The organism is Massilia aerilata (assembly GCF_042656905.1).
Lineage (GTDB): Bacteria > Pseudomonadota > Gammaproteobacteria > Burkholderiales > Burkholderiaceae_D > Telluria > Telluria aerilata.
In genome coordinates, this window is sequence record NZ_JBHSMZ010000009.1 from 98,611 (window position 1) to 114,440 (window position 15,830).

Sequence of the window (15,830 nt, forward strand, 5' to 3'; positions counted from 1 at the left end):
GCATGAATTTCTCGGCCCTCTCGATCCGCAACCCGATCCCGGCGATCATGCTGTTCGTCCTGCTCACGCTGGCCGGCATCCTGGCCTTCCGGGCCAACAAGGTGCAGGACTTCCCGGACATCGAACTGCCCATCGTGACCGTCACCGCCACGCTCGACGGCGCCGCGCCGGCCCAGCTGGAAACCGAGGTCGCGCGCAAGATCGAGGACTCGGTCGCGACCCTGCAAGGCATCAAGAACATCTATACCAAGGTGCTGGACGGCGTCGCCACCATCACCGTCGAATTCGTCCTCGAGAAGGACTTGTCGGACGCCGTCAACGACGTGCGCGACGCGGTGGCGCGCGTGCGCGCCGACCTGCCGGCCGAGATGCGCGACCCCAGCGTGACCAAGGTCGCCACCGCCGGCCGCGTGATCCTGACCTTCACCGCCGAGGCGGCGCAGGCCAACGGCGGGCCGGCGCTGGATGCGCCGGACCTGAGCTGGTTCGTCGACAACACGGTGTCCAAGCGCCTGCTCAGCGTGCCGGGCGTGGGCGCGGTCAAGCGCGTCGGCGGCGTGACCCGCGAGGTGCGGGTCGAGCTCGACGACGCCCGCATGGCGGCGCTGCGGGTGTCGGCCCTGGACGTCTCGCGCCAGCTGCGCAACGTGCAGCGCGAGGAGCCGGGCGGACGCGGCGACGTCAGCGGCGGCGAGCAGTCGGTGCGCACCCTCGCCACCGTGCAGACGGCCCAGGAACTGGCGCGCATGGAGATCCCGCTGCCGGACGGCCGCCACGTACGGCTGAGCGAGATCGCGAAGGTCGAGGACACGGTGGCCGAGCCGCGCGCGCTGGCCGAGCAGAATGGCCGCAGCGTGGTCGGCTTCGAAGTCTTCCGCACCCGCGGCGCCGGCGAGACCGACGTCGCCGCGGGCGCACGCGCCGCCATCCGCGAGCTGCAGGCCAGGCATGGCAACGTGGTGCTGCGCGAAGTGATCGACAACGCCGAACCGGTCACGGAAAACTTCAAGGCCTCGATGGAGATGCTGTACGAGGGCGCGATCCTGGCCGTGCTGGTGGTGTTCTGGTTCCTGCGCGACTGGCGCGCCACCCTGGTCGCCGCCGCCGCCCTGCCGCTGTCGGTGATCCCGGCCTTCCTCGGCCAGTACCTGTTCGGCTACACGCTGAACATGGTGACCCTGCTGTCGCTGGCCCTGGTGGTGGGCGTGCTGGTGGACGATGCGATCGTCGAGATCGAAAACATCTCGCGGCACCTGAGGATGGGAAAATCGCCGATGCAGGCCGCGCTCGAAGCGGCCGACGAAATCGGCATGGCGGTGATCGCGACCACGTTCTCGCTGGTGGCGGTGTTCCTGCCGACCGCCTTCATGAGCGGCATCCCCGGCAAATTCTTCAAGCAGTTCGGCTGGACCGCGGTGCTGGCGATTCTCGCTTCGCTGCTGGTGGCGCGCCTGCTGACGCCGATGATGGCGGCCTATTTCCTGAAGCCGGCGAAGCACGGCGAGGAAAAGGACGGCCCGGTCATGCGGCGTTACATGCACGTGATGCAGTGGTGCCTGCGCCACCGCGGCCTGACCATGCTGGCGGCGGCCCTGTTCTTCGTCGGCTCGATCTCTCTGGTGCCGCTGCTGCCGACCGGCTTCGTGCCCGCCGCCGACCGCGCCCAGACCCAGATCAACGTCGAGCTGCCGCCCGGCTCGACGCTCGTGGAGACGCGCCTGGTGGCCGAGCGCGTGCGCCAGGCCGCGCTGCAGGTCCCGCAGGTCAAGGCCGTGTTCAGCTCCATCGGCGGCGGCTCCAGCGGCGACGCCTTCGCCCCCGGCGGCGCGGCCGAAGCGCGGCGCGCCGTGCTGACCCTCAGCACCGTGCACCGCAGCGACCGCAAGGAATCGCTGGCGGCCATCGAATCGAGCCTGCGCGCGAAGCTGGCCGACATCCCCGGCGCCCGCTTCACGGTAGGACCGCCCGACACCGGCGTCAAGATGCAGCTGGTGCTGCGCAGCGAAGACCCGGTGGCCCTGACCGCCGTCGCCCGCGAAGCCGAGCGCCAGTTGCGTACCCTGCACGGCGTCGGCAACGTCAGTTCCAGCGCCTCGCTGGTGCGGCCCGAGATCATCGTGCGGCCCGACTTCGCGCGCGCCGCCGACCTGGGCGTCACCGCGGCCAGCATCGGCGAAACCGTGCGCGTGGCCACTGCCGGCGACTATGACCAGGTGCTGGCGAAGATGAACGTGTCCGAGCGCCAGGTGCCGATCCGCGTAAAGCTGCCGGACGCGGTGCGCGCCGACCTCGACGCCATCGGCCGCCTGACGGTGCCGGGCAAGAACGGCCCGGTGCTGCTGGCGAACGTGGCGGAAATCACGATGGAAAGCGGCCCGGCCCAGATCGACCGCCTGAACCGCAGCCGCAACGTGACGCTGGAAGTGGAGCTGAACGGCCGCTCGCTGGGCGAAGTGAACGAGGAAGCGCGCGCCCTGCCGGCGCTGAAGAATTTGCCGGCGAAGGTAGCGATCGCGGAACTGGGCGACGCCCAGGAGATGCAGGCCCTGTTCGCCAGCTTCGGCCTGGCGATGCTGATCGGCGTGCTGTGCATCTACGGCGTGCTGGTGCTGCTGTTCACCGACTTCCTGCAGCCGGTGACCATCCTGGCGGCGCTGCCGCTGTCGATCGGCGGCGCCTTCGTCGCGCTGCTGCTGACGCGGAACGCGCTGTCGATGCCGACCATGATCGGCCTGATCATGCTGATGGGGATCGTGACCAAGAATTCGATCCTGCTGGTCGACTACGCGATCCTGGCGAGGAAAGCCGGCATGAACCGCTTCGATGCCCTGGTGGACGCCTGCCACAAGCGCTCGCGCCCGATCGTCATGACCACCATCGCGATGGGCGCCGGCATGCTGCCGCTGGCCCTGGGCTTCTCCGGCGACCCGAGCTTCCGCTCGCCGATGGCGGTCGCGGTGATCGGCGGCTTGATTACCTCGACCTTATTGAGTTTGCTGGTGGTGCCGGCGGTGTTCACTTATGTGGACGATGCGGAGCACTGGATGGGGCGGATGGGGCGGAGGTTGCGGAAGCATCCGCATCATCCGGCGCGTGCTGAGGAAAGCGCGATGAGATAACGTCATTCCCGCGAAGGCGGGAATCCAAGCTGGACGAGTTATCGAAATGCGTGCAGAACTTGGATTCCCGCCTGCGCGGGAATGACGGTCTTTCAGCAGGTGGTACTCAGAAAGTCTCCCACTCCTCAAGCGCCGCCCCGCGCTTCGCCACCTTCGGCTTCGCCACCACCGCCGGCAAACGCTGTTCCGGCGCCGCTTTGCTGACCACCTTGCGCGGCGTAGCGCTTCCCATCTCCACCCTGAACACCGCCACCATCTGCGCCAGGCGCTCCGCCTGCTCCTGCAGGCTGCCCGCCGCGCCGGCGGCTTCCTCGACCAGGGCCGCATTCTGCTGGGTGACCGCATCCATCTCGGTGATGGCGTGATTGATCTGGGTGATGCCGCCTTCCTGCTCGCGGCTGGCGCTGCTGATCTCGGCCATGATGTCCGTCACGCGCTGTACGCTGTCCACCACCTCGCCCATGGTGGCGCCGGCCTGGCCGACCAGCTGCGTGCCCTGGCTCACCTTGCCGACCGAGTCGTCGATCAGCTGCTTGATCTCCCTGGCCGCCGAGGCCGAGCGCTGCGCCAGGTTGCGGACCTCGCTCGCGACCACGGCAAAGCCGCGCCCCTGCTCGCCGGCGCGCGCGGCTTCGACCGCGGCGTTCAGGGCCAGGATATTCGTCTGGAAGGCGATGCCGTCGATGACCGCGATGATCTCGACGATCTTGCGCGAGGCGACGTCGATGTCGCCCATGGTCTCGACCACGCGCGCCACCACTTCGCCGCCGCGGCGCGCGACGTCGGATGCGCTGGCGGCCAACTGGTTCGCCTGCAGCGCGTTCTCGGCGTTCTGGCGGACGGTCGAGGTCATCTCTTCCATCGAGGACGCGGTCTCTTCGAGCGAGCCCGCCTGTTGCTCGGTGCGCGAGGACAGTTCCAGGTTGCCGCTCGCGATCTCGTTCGCGGCGGTGGCGATTTCATCGCTGCCGGTGCGCACTTCGGATACCAGATTCGCGAGCGATGCGTTCATGTCCCGCAGGGCCAGCATCATCTGCGCGGCTTCGTCGCTGCCCTCGACTTCGATGTGGCTGGTCAGGTCGCCCGCCGCCACCGTGCGCGCCACCTCCACCGCGCGGCTCAGCGGCCGCACCACCGAACGGGTGATCCACAGGGCGGCGCCGATCGCCAGCAGCATGGCCACGGCGGCCACGATGGCGATGATGCGCAGCGCGGTCGTGTAAGTGTTCGATGCCTCGACCGCCAGCTCGTCGAAGCGCTTGCTCTGGAATTCCAGCTGTTTGCGCGTGTTGGCGGCAAGCGCGTGCAGGGCGTCGTAGGTCTTGCCGAATGCGAGGGCGCGCGCCTCGTCCAGCTTTTCTTCCTTCGCCAGCGTCTGTACCTGGCCGACCAGCGCCATGTAGTCGCTGCGCAGCGTGACCGATTCCGCCAGCAGGATCTTGCCGGTCGGCGCCACCAGCAGCGGCTCGAGTTCCTTCAGCGCCTTGTCAGCCTCGGCCATGTTTGCGGCCAGGCGCGCATTGGCGGCGTCGCGGGCGGCGGGATCGGTCACGGCAACCAGCTGGCCGACCCGGCCCATGCTGCCGCGTACATTGTCGAGCGCGAGATTCGCCAGGCGCACACGCGTCGATGCGCGCTTGGCCAGCTCGTCCGTGCCGTCATGGAGTTTGTCCACCGACTTGACGCCGACGATCGCCAGGACGAGGATGAAGATGAGCTGCAGGCCAAAACCGAGACGCAGGCGGTTCGCGATGTTCAGATTCAGGAAGTTCATATCGACCGAAAAATGGGTGTGCGTGGCCATGCGCCTGCTGCTTGCGCACGGAATGAGAAACGGGGTTTTAAAACGACCGGCGGGTGTCGGACGGCGGCTTGCGGTTATTGCCGTAGTGCACCAAGACTAAGGCAATTTCTGCTTTAATTCAATTGCTGAGTGAGAATTTGTGACTGCCTGGTAACGACCGGATGTCATGAAAGGCTGCACTGTTCAGAAAAACAAAAGGCCGGCATGAAGCCGGCCCTGATTGTCGCTGCTGAACGAAAAATCGATCAGTAATCGCGGCGGCTGCCGCCCAGGATCTTGGCCAGCAGGAAGCCGACGCCCGCGGCAATCGCCACGGCGGTACCCGGGTTCTGGCGCACGTACTCGCGGCCCTGGTCCATGTACTCGCCATAGGCGTCCGTCAGCTGCACCTTGCGCTGGCCCAGGCTGTCGCCCGCGCCGCTCAGCATGCCCTGCAGCTTGTCCACGCCGGCGTGGGCGGTCGTTGCCAGGCGGTCGACGACCGGCGCCACGCTGTTGACGGCCTTGTCGACCATCGGCTTGGCGGCATCCGCTGCCTGGTCGATCTTGGCGTGCAGGTCCTGGGCCTTCTGCTCGGCCATGCCTTGGGCCTTGTTGGCGATGTCCTTCATGTCGCCGCCGGCGCCCGAGCCGGTGCTGGCGCCCGCGCCGCTCTGGCTGCTGCCGCTCGAACCGCTCGGACCCATGCTCGAGCCCTTGTCGGCGCCGGACGAGCCGGTCGAACCGCTGCTGGCGCTGTTGGTACCGCTGGAGCTCATCGCGCCCATCGAACCGGTGCTCTGCGACGAGTTCGACGACGACGAACCGGCGTTGCTGGTGCCGCCCACGGCGCCGGTGCTCGACGCGGTGGCGCCGCCGGTGCTGGAGCCGGTCGAAGCGGTTTGATCCTTGCCCTGGTTCAGCTGGGTGCTCTTGTTCAGGCTGCCCGAGTTGCTCGAGCTGCCCTGGTTACTTGCGTTGCTGCCCGAAGTGCTGCCTTTTGCTTCGCTCGACTTTTGATTATCCATGATGTCTTCCTTGGTAAAATTTTGACCAACGCGGAACAGACCGATACTCGACCATCAACACATTGACCCTGAACACTTTCAGGAGTTCCGTGCCTAGGGATGATCCATTTCGCGTTTGCTGGGGTTAAGCCGCGATGCCGGTTCGACACCGGTTGCGCGGCGTCGCGATAGAAAAGTTATAACTTTTTGACCGGGGGGACTGTGCGCTGACTAACAGAGCTGTGGGATGACGGAGGAAAGAGGCCGATAGAAACAAAAAAGGGTCGCATGTAAGAACATGCAACCCTTTTTGATGAATCTTGAATCCTTGGTGCCGCTGACCGGAATCGAACTGGTGACCTTCGCATTACGAATGCGCTGCTCTACCGACTGAGCTACAGCGGCGGGGAGTCGTATTCTAACAAACAACTACGCAAACTTGCTAGTCCGGCTCAGCATTTTTGCTTGCGAGTCAAAAATCACTCCGCGTGGTAGCCGGTGACCCGCTCCACCTCGCTCTTCGAGCCCAGGAACACCGGCACGCGCTGGTGCAGCTTGGTCGGCGGGATGTCGAGGATGCGCTGTTTGCCGTCGGTGGCGGCGCCGCCGGCCTGTTCGACGATGAAGGCCATCGGGTTGGCTTCGTACATCAGGCGCAGCTTGCCCGGCTGCGAAGGATCGCGCAGGTCGGCCGGGTACATGAAGATGCCGCCGCGGTTCAGGATGCGGTGCACGTCGGCGACCATCGAGGCGATCCAGCGCATGTTGAAGTCCTTGCCGCGCGGGCCGGTGCTGCCGGCCAGCATTTCGGAGACGTAGCGCTGCACCGGCGGATGCCAGTGGCGCTGGTTTGACATGTTGATCGCGAATTCCTTGGTCTCCGCCGGGATCTGCAGGTTCTTCTGGGTCAGCACCCAGGAGCCCATCTCGCGGTCCAGGGTGAAGCAGTTGACGCCGGCGCCGGTGGTCAGCACCAGCATGGTCTGCGGGCCGTAGACGGCGTAGCCGGCCGCGACCTGTTTGGCGCCTTCCTGCATGAAGTCGGCTTCGGTCGGCGCGCTCATGCCCTCGGGCGCTTTCAGGACCGAGAAAATGGTGCCGATCGAGACGTTGACGTCGATGTTCGAGGAGCCGTCCAGCGGATCGAACAGCAGCATGTATTCGCCCATCGGGTAGCGGTTCGGGATCGGGTGGATCGATTCCATTTCTTCCGAGGCCATGGCCGCCAGGTGGCCGCCCCACTCGTTCGCTTCGAGCAGGATTTCGTTCGAGATCACGTCGAGCTTCTTCTGCACTTCGCCCTGGATGTTCTCGGTGTTGGCGCTGCCCAGGATATCGCCGAGGGCGCCCTTGCCGACCGAATGGCTGATGGTCTTGCAGGCGCGCGCCACCACCTCGATCAGGAGGCGCAGCGATGCCGGGATGTTGTTGTGGAGACGCTGCTCCTCAACGAGGTATTGGGTCAGGCTGACACGTTTCATGAACTTCCTTTAGTAATAAATAATTTCGTGCGTGGGCACGGCGTGCCCACCCTACGTTAATTGCTCAATGCCTTGCTGACGACTTCTCTCACGTCGTTCGACAGCTTCGCCTGCCCGGCCACCTGCTGCAGCGCCTTCTTCATGTGTTCCTGCAGCGCCGGCGAATAACGGCGCCAGCGGTCCATGGCGCGCGACAGGCGGCTGGCGACCTGCGGATTCAATGCATCCAGCGCGATCACCTGCTCGGCCCAGAAGGCGTAGCCGCTGCCGTCCGGGGCGTGGAACTGCACCGGATTGCCGCTGCAGAATGCGGCCACCAGGCTGCGCGCGCGGTTCGGGTTACGCAGCGTGAAGGCCGGGTGCTTCATCAGCTCGCGCACGGCGGCCACGTCGGTGGTCGAGGACGTCGCCTGCATCATGAACCACTTGTCGACCACCAGCGCCTCGCCCTGGAACTCGTCGTAGAAACGCTGCAGCGCCTCCGCGGCCACCGGGGCGCGGGCGTGCACCAGCGCGCTCAGGGCGGCCACGCGGTCGGTCATGTTGGTCGCCTCGTCGAACTGGCGCTCGGCCAGGGCCAGCGATTCCGCGTCCGGCGCCGCGCACAGGTAGGACAGGGCCAGGTTCTTCAGCGCGCGCTTAGCCGTAGAGGCCGCGTCCGGGCTGTATTCGCCCGGCGTCTGGTTGGCCTGGTACTGGTCGAGCAGCTCCTCGCGCAGGCGGGCGCCGATGTCGGCGCGCACGAACTGGCGCGCGGTGTGGATGGCGAGCGGATTCACCACGTCCAGCTGGTCGGCGATCATGCTCTCGGTCGGCAGCAGCAGGGCCTGCTCGCGGAAGGCCGGATCGAGGCTTTCGTCGGCCAGCATCTTGCGCATCGCTTCGACGAAGACGTCGTCCAGGTCCAGCGCATCGGCGCCGCTGTTTGCGCCGGCCATGCCGGTTAGCTTCAGCAGGCGGCCCATCGCCAGGCGCTGGCCGGCTTCCCAGCGGTTGACCGGGTCGCTGTCGTGGCTGAACAGGTGGACCAGTTCGGCGTCGCTGTAGCCGTGCCGCAGGACCACCGGGGCCGAGAAGTCGCGCAGGATCGACGGCGTCGGCTGCTCCGGCACGTCGGTGAAGACAAAGGTCTGGTCCGCTTCCGTCAGCTCCAGCACGGCGGTGTTACCCTTCTGCTGGCCATCGATGGTCAGCGGCAGGTCGCGCCCGTCCTTGCCCAGCAGGCCGACGGCCACCGGAATGTGGAAGGGCAGTTTCTCCGGCTGGCCCGGGGTCGCCGGGCAGGTCTGGATCAGGCGCAGTTCATAGGTGCGGGTGGCCTCAATGTAGCGGGTCTCGGCCTGCACGATGGGGGTGCCGGCCTGGCTGTACCAGCGCTCGAACTGGGTCAGGTCGCGGCCGTTGGCGTCGGCCATCGCCATGCGGAAGTCGTCGCAGGTGACGGCCTGGCCGTCGTGGCGGGCGAAGTACAGGTCCATGCCCTTGCGGAAGCCGTCGCGGCCCAGCAGGGTCTGGTACATGCGGACGACCTCGGCGCCCTTCTCGTACACGGTGACGGTGTAGAAGTTATTGATCTCGACGAAGGAGTCGGGGCGCACCGGGTGGGCCATCGGGCCGGCGTCTTCCGGGAACTGGGCCTGGCGCAGGGTGCGCACCTGGTCGATGCGGGTCACGGCGCGGCCGGACTCGGTGCCGATCATGTCGGCCGAGAATTCCTGGTCGCGGAACACGGTCAGGCCTTCCTTCAGCGACAGCTGGAACCAGTCGCGGCAGGTCACGCGGTTGCCGGTCCAGTTGTGGAAGTACTCATGGCCGACCACCGCTTCGATGCCCTGGAAGTCGATGTCGGTGGCGACGCGCGGATTCGCCAGCACGAACTTGGTGTTGAAGATGTTCAGGCCCTTGTTCTCCATCGCGCCCATGTTGAAGTCGCCGACGGCGACGATCATGAAGCGGTCGAGATCGAGCTCGAGGCCCCAGCGCTCTTCGTCCCAGCGGATGCTGTGCTTGAGCGACTGCATCGCGTAATCGGTCTTGTCGAGGTTGCCCTCTTCCACCCATACCTGCAGCAGGGCGGTGCGGCCGTCCGCCAGCGGGAATTGCTCCTCCTGGCAAACCAGGCGCGCGGCCACCAGCGCGAACAGGTAGGACGGCTTCTTGAACGGGTCTTCCCACTTGGCGTAGTGGCGGCCGCCGGGCAGCTCGCCCTCCTCGACCAGGTTGCCGTTCGAGAGCAGTACCGGGAACCTGGCCTTGTCCGCACGCAGCATCACCATATACCTGGCCATCACGTCCGGGCGGTCCGGGAACCAGGTGATGCGGCGGAAGCCTTCGGCCTCGCACTGGGTGTAGAAATTGCCGTTCGAGACGTAGAGGCCGCTGAGGGTCGTATTGCTCTCAGGAACGCAGATGGTCTCGATTTCCAGAGTCACGGTATCCGGCGCATCGGGAATGCGCAGCACGCTGCCGTCGATCGAATAGCCGCTCTGGTCCAGGGTCTTGCCGTTCAGGCGGATCGCCACCAGCTCGATATCCTCGCCGACCAGCTCGATGTCGCGCCGGATGCTGTCCGGATTGCGGCGCATGGTCATGCGGTTGGCGACGATGGTGCGGGCGGGATCGAGGTCGAAGCCGAGTTCCACGGTGTCGACCAGGTAGGTGGGCGCCGTGTAGTCCTTACGGTAGATGGTCTGGGGCGTATCGGTGCGCATGGTTGGGGTCCGCGAACGATGGTGGAATGAATGCTTATTTTACCAATAGCGGCGGCACGCTTCGATTCCATCTTTCGCGGCCGCTTTCATGTATCGCACTGTAACTGTCTTAACCAGTCGTAAATGTATTTCCGTAAATTGAACAGCAAGGGTAAGCTGTACCCGTGAAGAATGCCGATTGAAGAAACGATAGCCAGATGGAGCACCTCATGAAACGCATTATGATCGCCGCGGCGGCATCGCTGAGCCTGCTGCTGGCCGGCTGCGCGACCACGATCCGCAGCGACGTCACCACCTTCCACCAATGGCCGGCGCAGATCGCCGACAAGAGCTATGCCTTCGAGGCCCCGGCCCCGCAGGACAACACGCTCGAGCTGCAAAACTACCAGAACCTGGTGCGCGACCAGCTCGCACGCCTCGGTTTCCATGAGGCGCCGCAAGCGCCGGCCATGAAGGTCGCGGTGCGCTTCGTCACGGTCGACGTGCCGACCCAGGTCTTGTACCCCTCGTACTCACCCTTCTATGCGTCGTCGGCGCGCTTCGGCTTCGGCGGTTTCCGCCGGCGCTACTGGGGCGGCTTTTACAGCCCCTTCTACGATCCGTTCTGGGGGCCGGGCCCGCGCTACGAGGTCGAGGAAGAACACCGCTACCACCGCCAGGTGCAGATCGCGATCACCTCGGTGGCCGACAGCAAGCGCCTGTTCGACGTCACGGTGCGCAATGTGAGCAAGACCATGTCGACCCCGGCGGTGATGCCGGCGCTGGTGCAGAGCGCCTTCGAAGGTTTCCCGGGGCCGAACGGCGGCGCGCGGGTGATCGAGTTGAAGCAGGAGCCGCGGAAAAGCTGATCGGGGTCCGCAAAAGACAAAGCCGGGGTCGGTTCGCCGCCCCGGCTTTTTTTGTTTGCTGCGAACGCTTCAGCCAGGCTTGCGGCGGCGGCGGCGGCGCGCGGCGGCCAGGCCGGCCAGGCCCAGGCCCATCAGGCCGAGGCTGAGCGGTTCGGGTACGTCGGCGCTGTCGACGCGGAAGGCATAGTTGATCAGGTTGCGGTTGCCGGCGTTATCCTTGATCATCGCCGAGGTGTCGCCCCAGGTGTCGTACTTGCCCAGCTCGCCGGTATCCACGCGGTAGTCCTGCGCGAACGTCGCCGGACCATCACCGTATCGGTCATACCATCCCATCCCGTTGAGCAGCGCGGCATTGTCGCCGAGCGTCGAGATCAGGTAGTCGCTGGCGCGGCCGCCAAACAGGACCGCGGCGGCTTCCTGGGCGGTGTAGGTCGGCGGAACGGTACCCCACTCGGCGCCGCTGTAAAGGTCCCAGGACCCCACGTAGATCGGGGTGGCGAAAGCCGAGGCAGCGGCGCCGGCCAGGATCGCGGCAGCGAGCAGGTTTTTCGTCAGTTTCATGGTTTTCTCCCTGTTGGTCGGACGCGCTTACCGAAGCACAATACGTGCCGGGAAGAAATACTTGAATAAATTCAAATATTTACGTGCGAGCAAATCGCGGCGCGGGGGGAAACTGTAAAGATTTTCGACAATCCGCTTGCCTCATGCCAGATAGGTTTCCGACAGCAGGGTGATCGCCACGATCAGCAGAATGGCCAGGGCCAGCACCACCAGCAGGCGCCCGAAGCGCGGGCTGTCGCCTTGCCGGGTGGGCGCCGGATCGCCGGCCGGATCGTTATCGTCGCTGAACTCTCTCATGGTACGCATGGCAGAAGGATGGTTTTACCGGTGGTGCGCCGCGATTCCAGCGCGCTGTGGGCTTGCGCCGCATCCGCCAGCGGGAAGCGCTGGTGGATCTCGATCTTGACCTGGCCGCTGGAGACCATCTGGAACAGGTCGGCCGCCATCGCTTCCAGGTCTTCGCGCTTCGCCGCATAGGTCGCCAGCGTGGGGCGCGTGATGTACAGCGAGCCGCGCGAGACCAGTTCGCTCAGCGCGAAGGGCGGCACCGCGCCGGACGAGTTGCCGAAGCTGACCATCAGGCCACGCGGCGCCAGGCAGTCGAGCGAGCGGATGAACGTGTCCTTGCCCACCGAATCGTAGACCACCGGCACCTTCGCGCCATGCGTGATCTCGAGCACGCGCTGCACCACATCCTCGGTGTTGTAGTTGATGACGTGGGCGGCGCCGTGGCGCTTCGCCAGCGCCGCTTTCTCGTTTGACCCCACCGTACCGATCAGGTTCACGCCCATCGCGCGCGCCCACTGGCAGGCGATCAGGCCGACGCCGCCGGCCGCCGCGTGGAACAGGATGGTGTCGCCTGCCTTCAGCGGATAGGTCTGGCGGAACAGGTATTGCACCGTCAGGCCCTGCAGCATCATCGCGGCCCCGGTCTCGAAGTCGATGGTGTCGGGCAGCTTGACGAGGATATCGGCCGGCATCACGCGCAGCTCGCTGTAGGCGCCGTTCGGGCGCGCCGCATAGGCCACGCGGTCGCCCGGTTTCACGTGCAGCACGCCCTCGCCCACCGCCTCGACAACGCCGGCCGCTTCATGCCCCAGGCCGCCCGGCAGCGGCGCCGGATACAGGCCGTTGCGGAAATAGACGTCGATGAAGTTCAGGCCGATCGCATGGTTGCGCACGCGCGCCTCGCCCGGTCCGGGCTCGCCGACCTCGACCTCGACATATTCCAGCACCTCGGGACCGCCGGTGCGCGCATAACGGATTGCTTTTGCCATCTTCGGTTCTCCTTGTCAGGCTATTTCGCTCAATCGGGTCAGCACCAGGCGCGCGCTCGCCACATTGGTCGCGCAGGGAATGTTGTGCACGTCGCAGGCGCGCACCAGGGCGTTGATATCGGGTTCGTGCGGCTGCGGCGTCATCGGGTCGCGCAGGAAGATCACGCAGTCGATTTCGCCGTTGACGAGATGGGCGCCGATCTGCAGGTCGCCGCCCAGCGGGCCCGAATGCATGCGCGTGACCTCGAGGCCGAGTTCGTTGATCAGGCGGCCGCCGGTGGTGCCGGTGGCGGTGAGTGTGCAGCCGGCCAGGAAGTCGCGGTATTCAAGGGCGAGCGCGATCATGTCGTCTTTTTTCTTGTCGTGCGCAATCAGGGCAATGCGTGGTTTCATTTTTTTCCCTTAAGTTTTTTTCAGCGACAGCAGATAGATCCCCGCCAGCACCAGCCCGGTCCCGCCCAGCTGCACGGCGGTGATCGGCTCCCCGAGGATGGCCCAGCCCAGGAACAACGTGGACACCGGGCCGATCATGCCGGCCTGCGAGGCGACCGGGGCGCCGATGCGCTGCACCGCAATCATGGTCATGAAGACCGGGAAGATGGTACAGAATATCCCGTTCACGAGCGAGAGGCCGTAGACCTGCAGCGGCTGCACCAGCAGGCTGGCCGGGCGCAGGATGAAGAACTGGGCGATGCAGGCCGCGCTCGAGACGCACATCGCGTAGGCGACCAGGCGCAGCGAGCCGATGCGCCGGACCATCTCGCCGGTGCCGAGCAGGTAGGCCGCGTAGGCCACCGCCGAGCCCAGCACGAGCAGGGAACCGGTCACGATGCTGCCGGCGCCCGCGCCCAGGTCGTGCACGAACACCAGCACGATGCCGCAGTAGGACAGGCCCAGCGCCAGCCATTGGGCGGCGCCGATGCGGCGTTTCAGGAACACCGCGGTAATCAGGAGCACGAAGGTCGGCGTCAGGAACAGGATCAGGCGTTCCAGCCCGACCGAGATGTACTGCAAGCCGAGGAAATCGAGATAGCTGGACAGGTAGTAGCCGACCAGGCCCAGGCCCACCAGGCGCCAGCGGTCGCGCACCGACAAGGGGGGCTGGGTGCGCATCTTCCAGATCGCCACGCCCGCAAACACCGGAAGCGAGAACAGCATTCTGAAGGCGATCAATGTCACTGCATCGATGTGGTAGCGGTACAGCAGTTTGGCGACTACGGCCTTCGTGGAAAACAGAATGGCGCCGGCGATGGCAATGGCGAGGCCGGCGACCAGGGCAGAACGTGGGACCGGCGCAACGGATGTGTCGATTGCGATTTTGCTCATCGGACGATTGTAGTGCGAATCCGGAATCCCGGCTGAGGACGGCAGCGAACGACGATGGGACGCAGCGGTCCAACCGCCGCTGACCTACTTGAAGCAGAGGATTGTCATGAGCCACCCCAGGATCGCATGCAGGAGCGCGGTCACATGAGCCGCGCCGGCGGCCTCAGGCGCAGCGGTTCCGAACGCACCGTCGTGCTCACCCTGCTGGGACTGCTCGCGGCCCTGTGCTGGGCTTACCTGCTATACCGCATGGGCCGCATGGCGCCGATCGGCCTCGCCACGGCCGGCAAGAAGGTCGCCGCGCCCTATCACGCGGGCGACCTGGTGCTGCTGTTCGCGCTCTGGGTGGTCGTGATCGCGGCCATGATGCTGCCTGCGGCCGCGCCCTCGGTGCTGCTGTATGCGCGCGTCAAGCGCCTGTGGCGCGAACGCTGGATCTATCCTGGCACGCTGATGTTCGTGCTCGGCTACCTGTTCGTCTGGTGCTGCTGCGCGCTGGTGGCCACGCTGGCCGGCTGGATCCTGCACGACGCCGGCGCGCTGGACGAGAGCATGGCGATCGCCCACCCCACCGCCGGCGCGCTGGCGCTGGTGGCGGCCGGGGTCTACCAGTGGACGCCGGCCAAGCACGTCTGCCTGGACAACTGCCGCACGCCGCTGGCCTTCGTCCTGACCCACTGGCGGCGCGGGGCCTGGGGCGGGTTCCGGATGGGCGTCACCGATGCCCGCTACTGCATGGGCTGCTGCTGGCTGCTGCTGGCGCTGGTCTTGCCGGCCGGGGTGCTGAACTTGCCCGTGATCTGCGGCTTGATCGCCCTGATCCTGGCTGAAAAACTGCTGCCCGGCGGGCACTTGCTGGCCTGCGCCACCGGGCTCGGACTGGTGGCCTGGGGCACTGCGCTGTTGTTTCCCTGACAGTTTTTGGGCAAGGGGGCTATGCTAAAATGTCGAGGATTTAGTATACCGACCAAGTAAGGACACTCGACATGGCTGGACACAGCAAATGGGCCAATATCAAGCATAAAAAGGCCGCCACCGACGCCAAGCGCGGCAAGATCTGGACCCGACTCATCAAGGAAATCACGGTTGCGGCCCGCATGGGCGGCGGCGACGTGGCAACCAACCCGCGCCTGCGCCTGGCCGTCGACAAGGCCGCCGACGCGAATATGCCGAAGGATAACGTTACCCGCGCGGTCCAGCGCGGCTCGGGCGGCCTGGAAGGCGTGAACTACGAAGAAATCCGCTATGAAGGCTACGGCATCGGCGGCGCGGCCATCATCGTCGACTGCATGACCGACAACCGCGTGCGCACCGTGGCCGAAGTCCGCCACGCCTTCAGCAAATACGGCGGCAACATGGGCACCGAAGGTTCGGTCTCCTTCATGTTCAAGCACGTCGGCCAGTTCCTGTTCGCGCCCGGCGTCGAAGAAGACAAGCTGATGGAAGCCGCGCTGGAAGCCGGCGCCGACGACGTCATCGCCGACGACGAAGGCGGCTTCGAAGTGCTGTGCGACCCGAACGCCTTCAGCACCGTCAAGGATGCGCTGGAGAAGGCCGGCTTCAAGGCCGATTCCGCCGAGGTGATCATGAAGCCGGACGTCGAAACCGTCTTCACCGGCGAAGACGCGCAGAAGATGCAGAAGCTGCTCGACGTCCTGGAAAACCTCGACGACGTCCAGGAAATCTATACGAACGCCGTCATCGAAGAGTAATCCCC

Annotated in this window: 13 protein-coding genes and 1 tRNA gene; 4 read left to right on the forward strand and 10 right to left on the reverse strand. The window is 65.7% G+C overall.

Features of this window, described 5'->3' with window-relative positions; all coding sequences use genetic code 11:
* Window positions 1-2 precede the first annotated feature (2 nt).
* Window positions 3-3,119, forward strand: coding sequence for an efflux RND transporter permease subunit (locus ACFPO9_RS14235; protein WP_379771777.1), 3,117 nt, complete (start codon window positions 3-5; stop codon window positions 3,117-3,119).
* Window positions 3,120-3,225: 106 nt separating this feature from the next.
* Here ACFPO9_RS14235 and ACFPO9_RS14240 read toward each other — a convergent pair whose 3' ends face one another.
* From ACFPO9_RS14240 to pepN, 5 genes are all read right to left on the reverse strand, one after another.
* Window positions 3,226-4,923 (reverse strand): methyl-accepting chemotaxis protein, encoded by a 1,698-nt coding sequence (locus ACFPO9_RS14240; RefSeq protein ID WP_379771779.1) that lies wholly within the window; start codon window positions 4,921-4,923, stop codon window positions 3,226-3,228.
* A 245-nt stretch (window positions 4,924-5,168) separates the two neighbouring features.
* Complete coding sequence (locus ACFPO9_RS14245) at window positions 5,169-5,930, reverse strand: ElaB/YgaM/YqjD family protein (protein ID WP_379771780.1); 762 nt, start codon at window positions 5,928-5,930, stop codon at window positions 5,169-5,171.
* Between the two features lie 308 nt (window positions 5,931-6,238).
* A tRNA-Thr gene (locus ACFPO9_RS14250) sits at window positions 6,239-6,314 on the reverse strand.
* A 74-nt stretch (window positions 6,315-6,388) separates the two neighbouring features.
* The gene (locus tag ACFPO9_RS14255) at window positions 6,389-7,390 is read right to left on the reverse strand and encodes a class 1 fructose-bisphosphatase (protein ID WP_379771782.1); all 1,002 of its coding nucleotides are present in this window, start codon (window positions 7,388-7,390) and stop codon (window positions 6,389-6,391) included.
* 56 nt (window positions 7,391-7,446) lie between these two features.
* Entirely contained in the window at window positions 7,447-10,101 is a 2,655-nt protein-coding gene (gene pepN / locus ACFPO9_RS14260) for an aminopeptidase N (RefSeq protein WP_379771784.1), read from the reverse strand.
* A 209-nt stretch (window positions 10,102-10,310) separates the two neighbouring features.
* On the opposite strand from pepN, the gene ACFPO9_RS14265 reads away from it, so the two are divergent.
* Window positions 10,311-10,949 (forward strand): DUF4136 domain-containing protein, encoded by a 639-nt coding sequence (locus ACFPO9_RS14265; RefSeq protein WP_379771786.1) that lies wholly within the window; start codon window positions 10,311-10,313, stop codon window positions 10,947-10,949.
* A gap of 69 nt (window positions 10,950-11,018) precedes the next feature.
* Here ACFPO9_RS14265 and ACFPO9_RS14270 read toward each other — a convergent pair whose 3' ends face one another.
* The 5 genes from ACFPO9_RS14270 to ACFPO9_RS14290 all read right to left on the reverse strand — a co-directional run bounded on the left by ACFPO9_RS14270 (window position 11,019) and on the right by ACFPO9_RS14290 (window position 14,113).
* Window positions 11,019-11,510: a PEP-CTERM sorting domain-containing protein gene (locus tag ACFPO9_RS14270; RefSeq protein WP_379771788.1), complete on the reverse strand. Its 492-nt coding sequence runs from the start codon at window positions 11,508-11,510 to the stop codon at window positions 11,019-11,021.
* 141 nt (window positions 11,511-11,651) lie between these two features.
* The gene (locus ACFPO9_RS14275) at window positions 11,652-11,807 is read right to left on the reverse strand and encodes a hypothetical protein (RefSeq protein WP_379771789.1); all 156 of its coding nucleotides are present in this window, start codon (window positions 11,805-11,807) and stop codon (window positions 11,652-11,654) included.
* Complete coding sequence (locus ACFPO9_RS14280; protein ID WP_379771790.1) at window positions 11,804-12,787, reverse strand: quinone oxidoreductase family protein; 984 nt, start codon at window positions 12,785-12,787, stop codon at window positions 11,804-11,806. The genes ACFPO9_RS14275 and ACFPO9_RS14280 overlap by 4 nt, the downstream gene beginning before the upstream one ends.
* A 15-nt stretch (window positions 12,788-12,802) precedes the next feature.
* Entirely contained in the window at window positions 12,803-13,180 is a 378-nt protein-coding gene (locus tag ACFPO9_RS14285; RefSeq protein WP_379771792.1) for a methylglyoxal synthase, read from the reverse strand.
* A 9-nt stretch (window positions 13,181-13,189) separates the two neighbouring features.
* Window positions 13,190-14,113: a DMT family transporter gene (locus ACFPO9_RS14290; protein WP_379771793.1), complete on the reverse strand. Its 924-nt coding sequence runs from the start codon at window positions 14,111-14,113 to the stop codon at window positions 13,190-13,192.
* Between the two features lie 144 nt (window positions 14,114-14,257).
* Between ACFPO9_RS14290 and ACFPO9_RS14295 the strand changes: the two genes are divergently transcribed.
* Together ACFPO9_RS14295 and ACFPO9_RS14300 are read left to right on the forward strand one after the other, a co-directional pair.
* On the forward strand, window positions 14,258-15,028 hold the full coding sequence (locus ACFPO9_RS14295) for a DUF2182 domain-containing protein (protein ID WP_379771794.1): 771 nt from the start codon (window positions 14,258-14,260) through the stop codon (window positions 15,026-15,028).
* A gap of 71 nt (window positions 15,029-15,099) precedes the next feature.
* Window positions 15,100-15,825, forward strand: coding sequence for a YebC/PmpR family DNA-binding transcriptional regulator (locus ACFPO9_RS14300; RefSeq protein WP_379771795.1), 726 nt, complete (start codon window positions 15,100-15,102; stop codon window positions 15,823-15,825).
* Window positions 15,826-15,830 lie beyond the last annotated feature (5 nt).

Bases quoted from the DNA above. Each gene is read 5' to 3' on its own strand.
- ACFPO9_RS14235 (WP_379771777.1), top strand. From the start codon at position 3: ATGAATTTCTCGGCCCTCTCGATCCGCAACCCGATCCCGGCGATCATG.
- ACFPO9_RS14240 (WP_379771779.1), bottom strand. From the start codon at position 4,923: ATGGCCACGCACACCCATTTTTCGGTCGATATGAACTTCCTGAATCTG.
- ACFPO9_RS14245 (WP_379771780.1), bottom strand. From the start codon at position 5,930: ATGGATAATCAAAAGTCGAGCGAAGCAAAAGGCAGCACTTCGGGCAGC.
- ACFPO9_RS14255 (WP_379771782.1), bottom strand. From the start codon at position 7,390: ATGAAACGTGTCAGCCTGACCCAATACCTCGTTGAGGAGCAGCGTCTC.
- pepN (WP_379771784.1), bottom strand. From the start codon at position 10,101: ATGCGCACCGATACGCCCCAGACCATCTACCGTAAGGACTACACGGCG.
- ACFPO9_RS14265 (WP_379771786.1), top strand. From the start codon at position 10,311: ATGAAACGCATTATGATCGCCGCGGCGGCATCGCTGAGCCTGCTGCTG.
- ACFPO9_RS14270 (WP_379771788.1), bottom strand. From the start codon at position 11,510: ATGAAACTGACGAAAAACCTGCTCGCTGCCGCGATCCTGGCCGGCGCC.
- ACFPO9_RS14275 (WP_379771789.1), bottom strand. From the start codon at position 11,807: ATGAGAGAGTTCAGCGACGATAACGATCCGGCCGGCGATCCGGCGCCC.
- ACFPO9_RS14280 (WP_379771790.1), bottom strand. From the start codon at position 12,787: ATGGCAAAAGCAATCCGTTATGCGCGCACCGGCGGTCCCGAGGTGCTG.
- ACFPO9_RS14285 (WP_379771792.1), bottom strand. From the start codon at position 13,180: ATGAAACCACGCATTGCCCTGATTGCGCACGACAAGAAAAAAGACGAC.
- ACFPO9_RS14290 (WP_379771793.1), bottom strand. From the start codon at position 14,113: ATGAGCAAAATCGCAATCGACACATCCGTTGCGCCGGTCCCACGTTCT.
- ACFPO9_RS14295 (WP_379771794.1), top strand. From the start codon at position 14,258: ATGAGCCGCGCCGGCGGCCTCAGGCGCAGCGGTTCCGAACGCACCGTC.
- ACFPO9_RS14300 (WP_379771795.1), top strand. From the start codon at position 15,100: ATGGCTGGACACAGCAAATGGGCCAATATCAAGCATAAAAAGGCCGCC.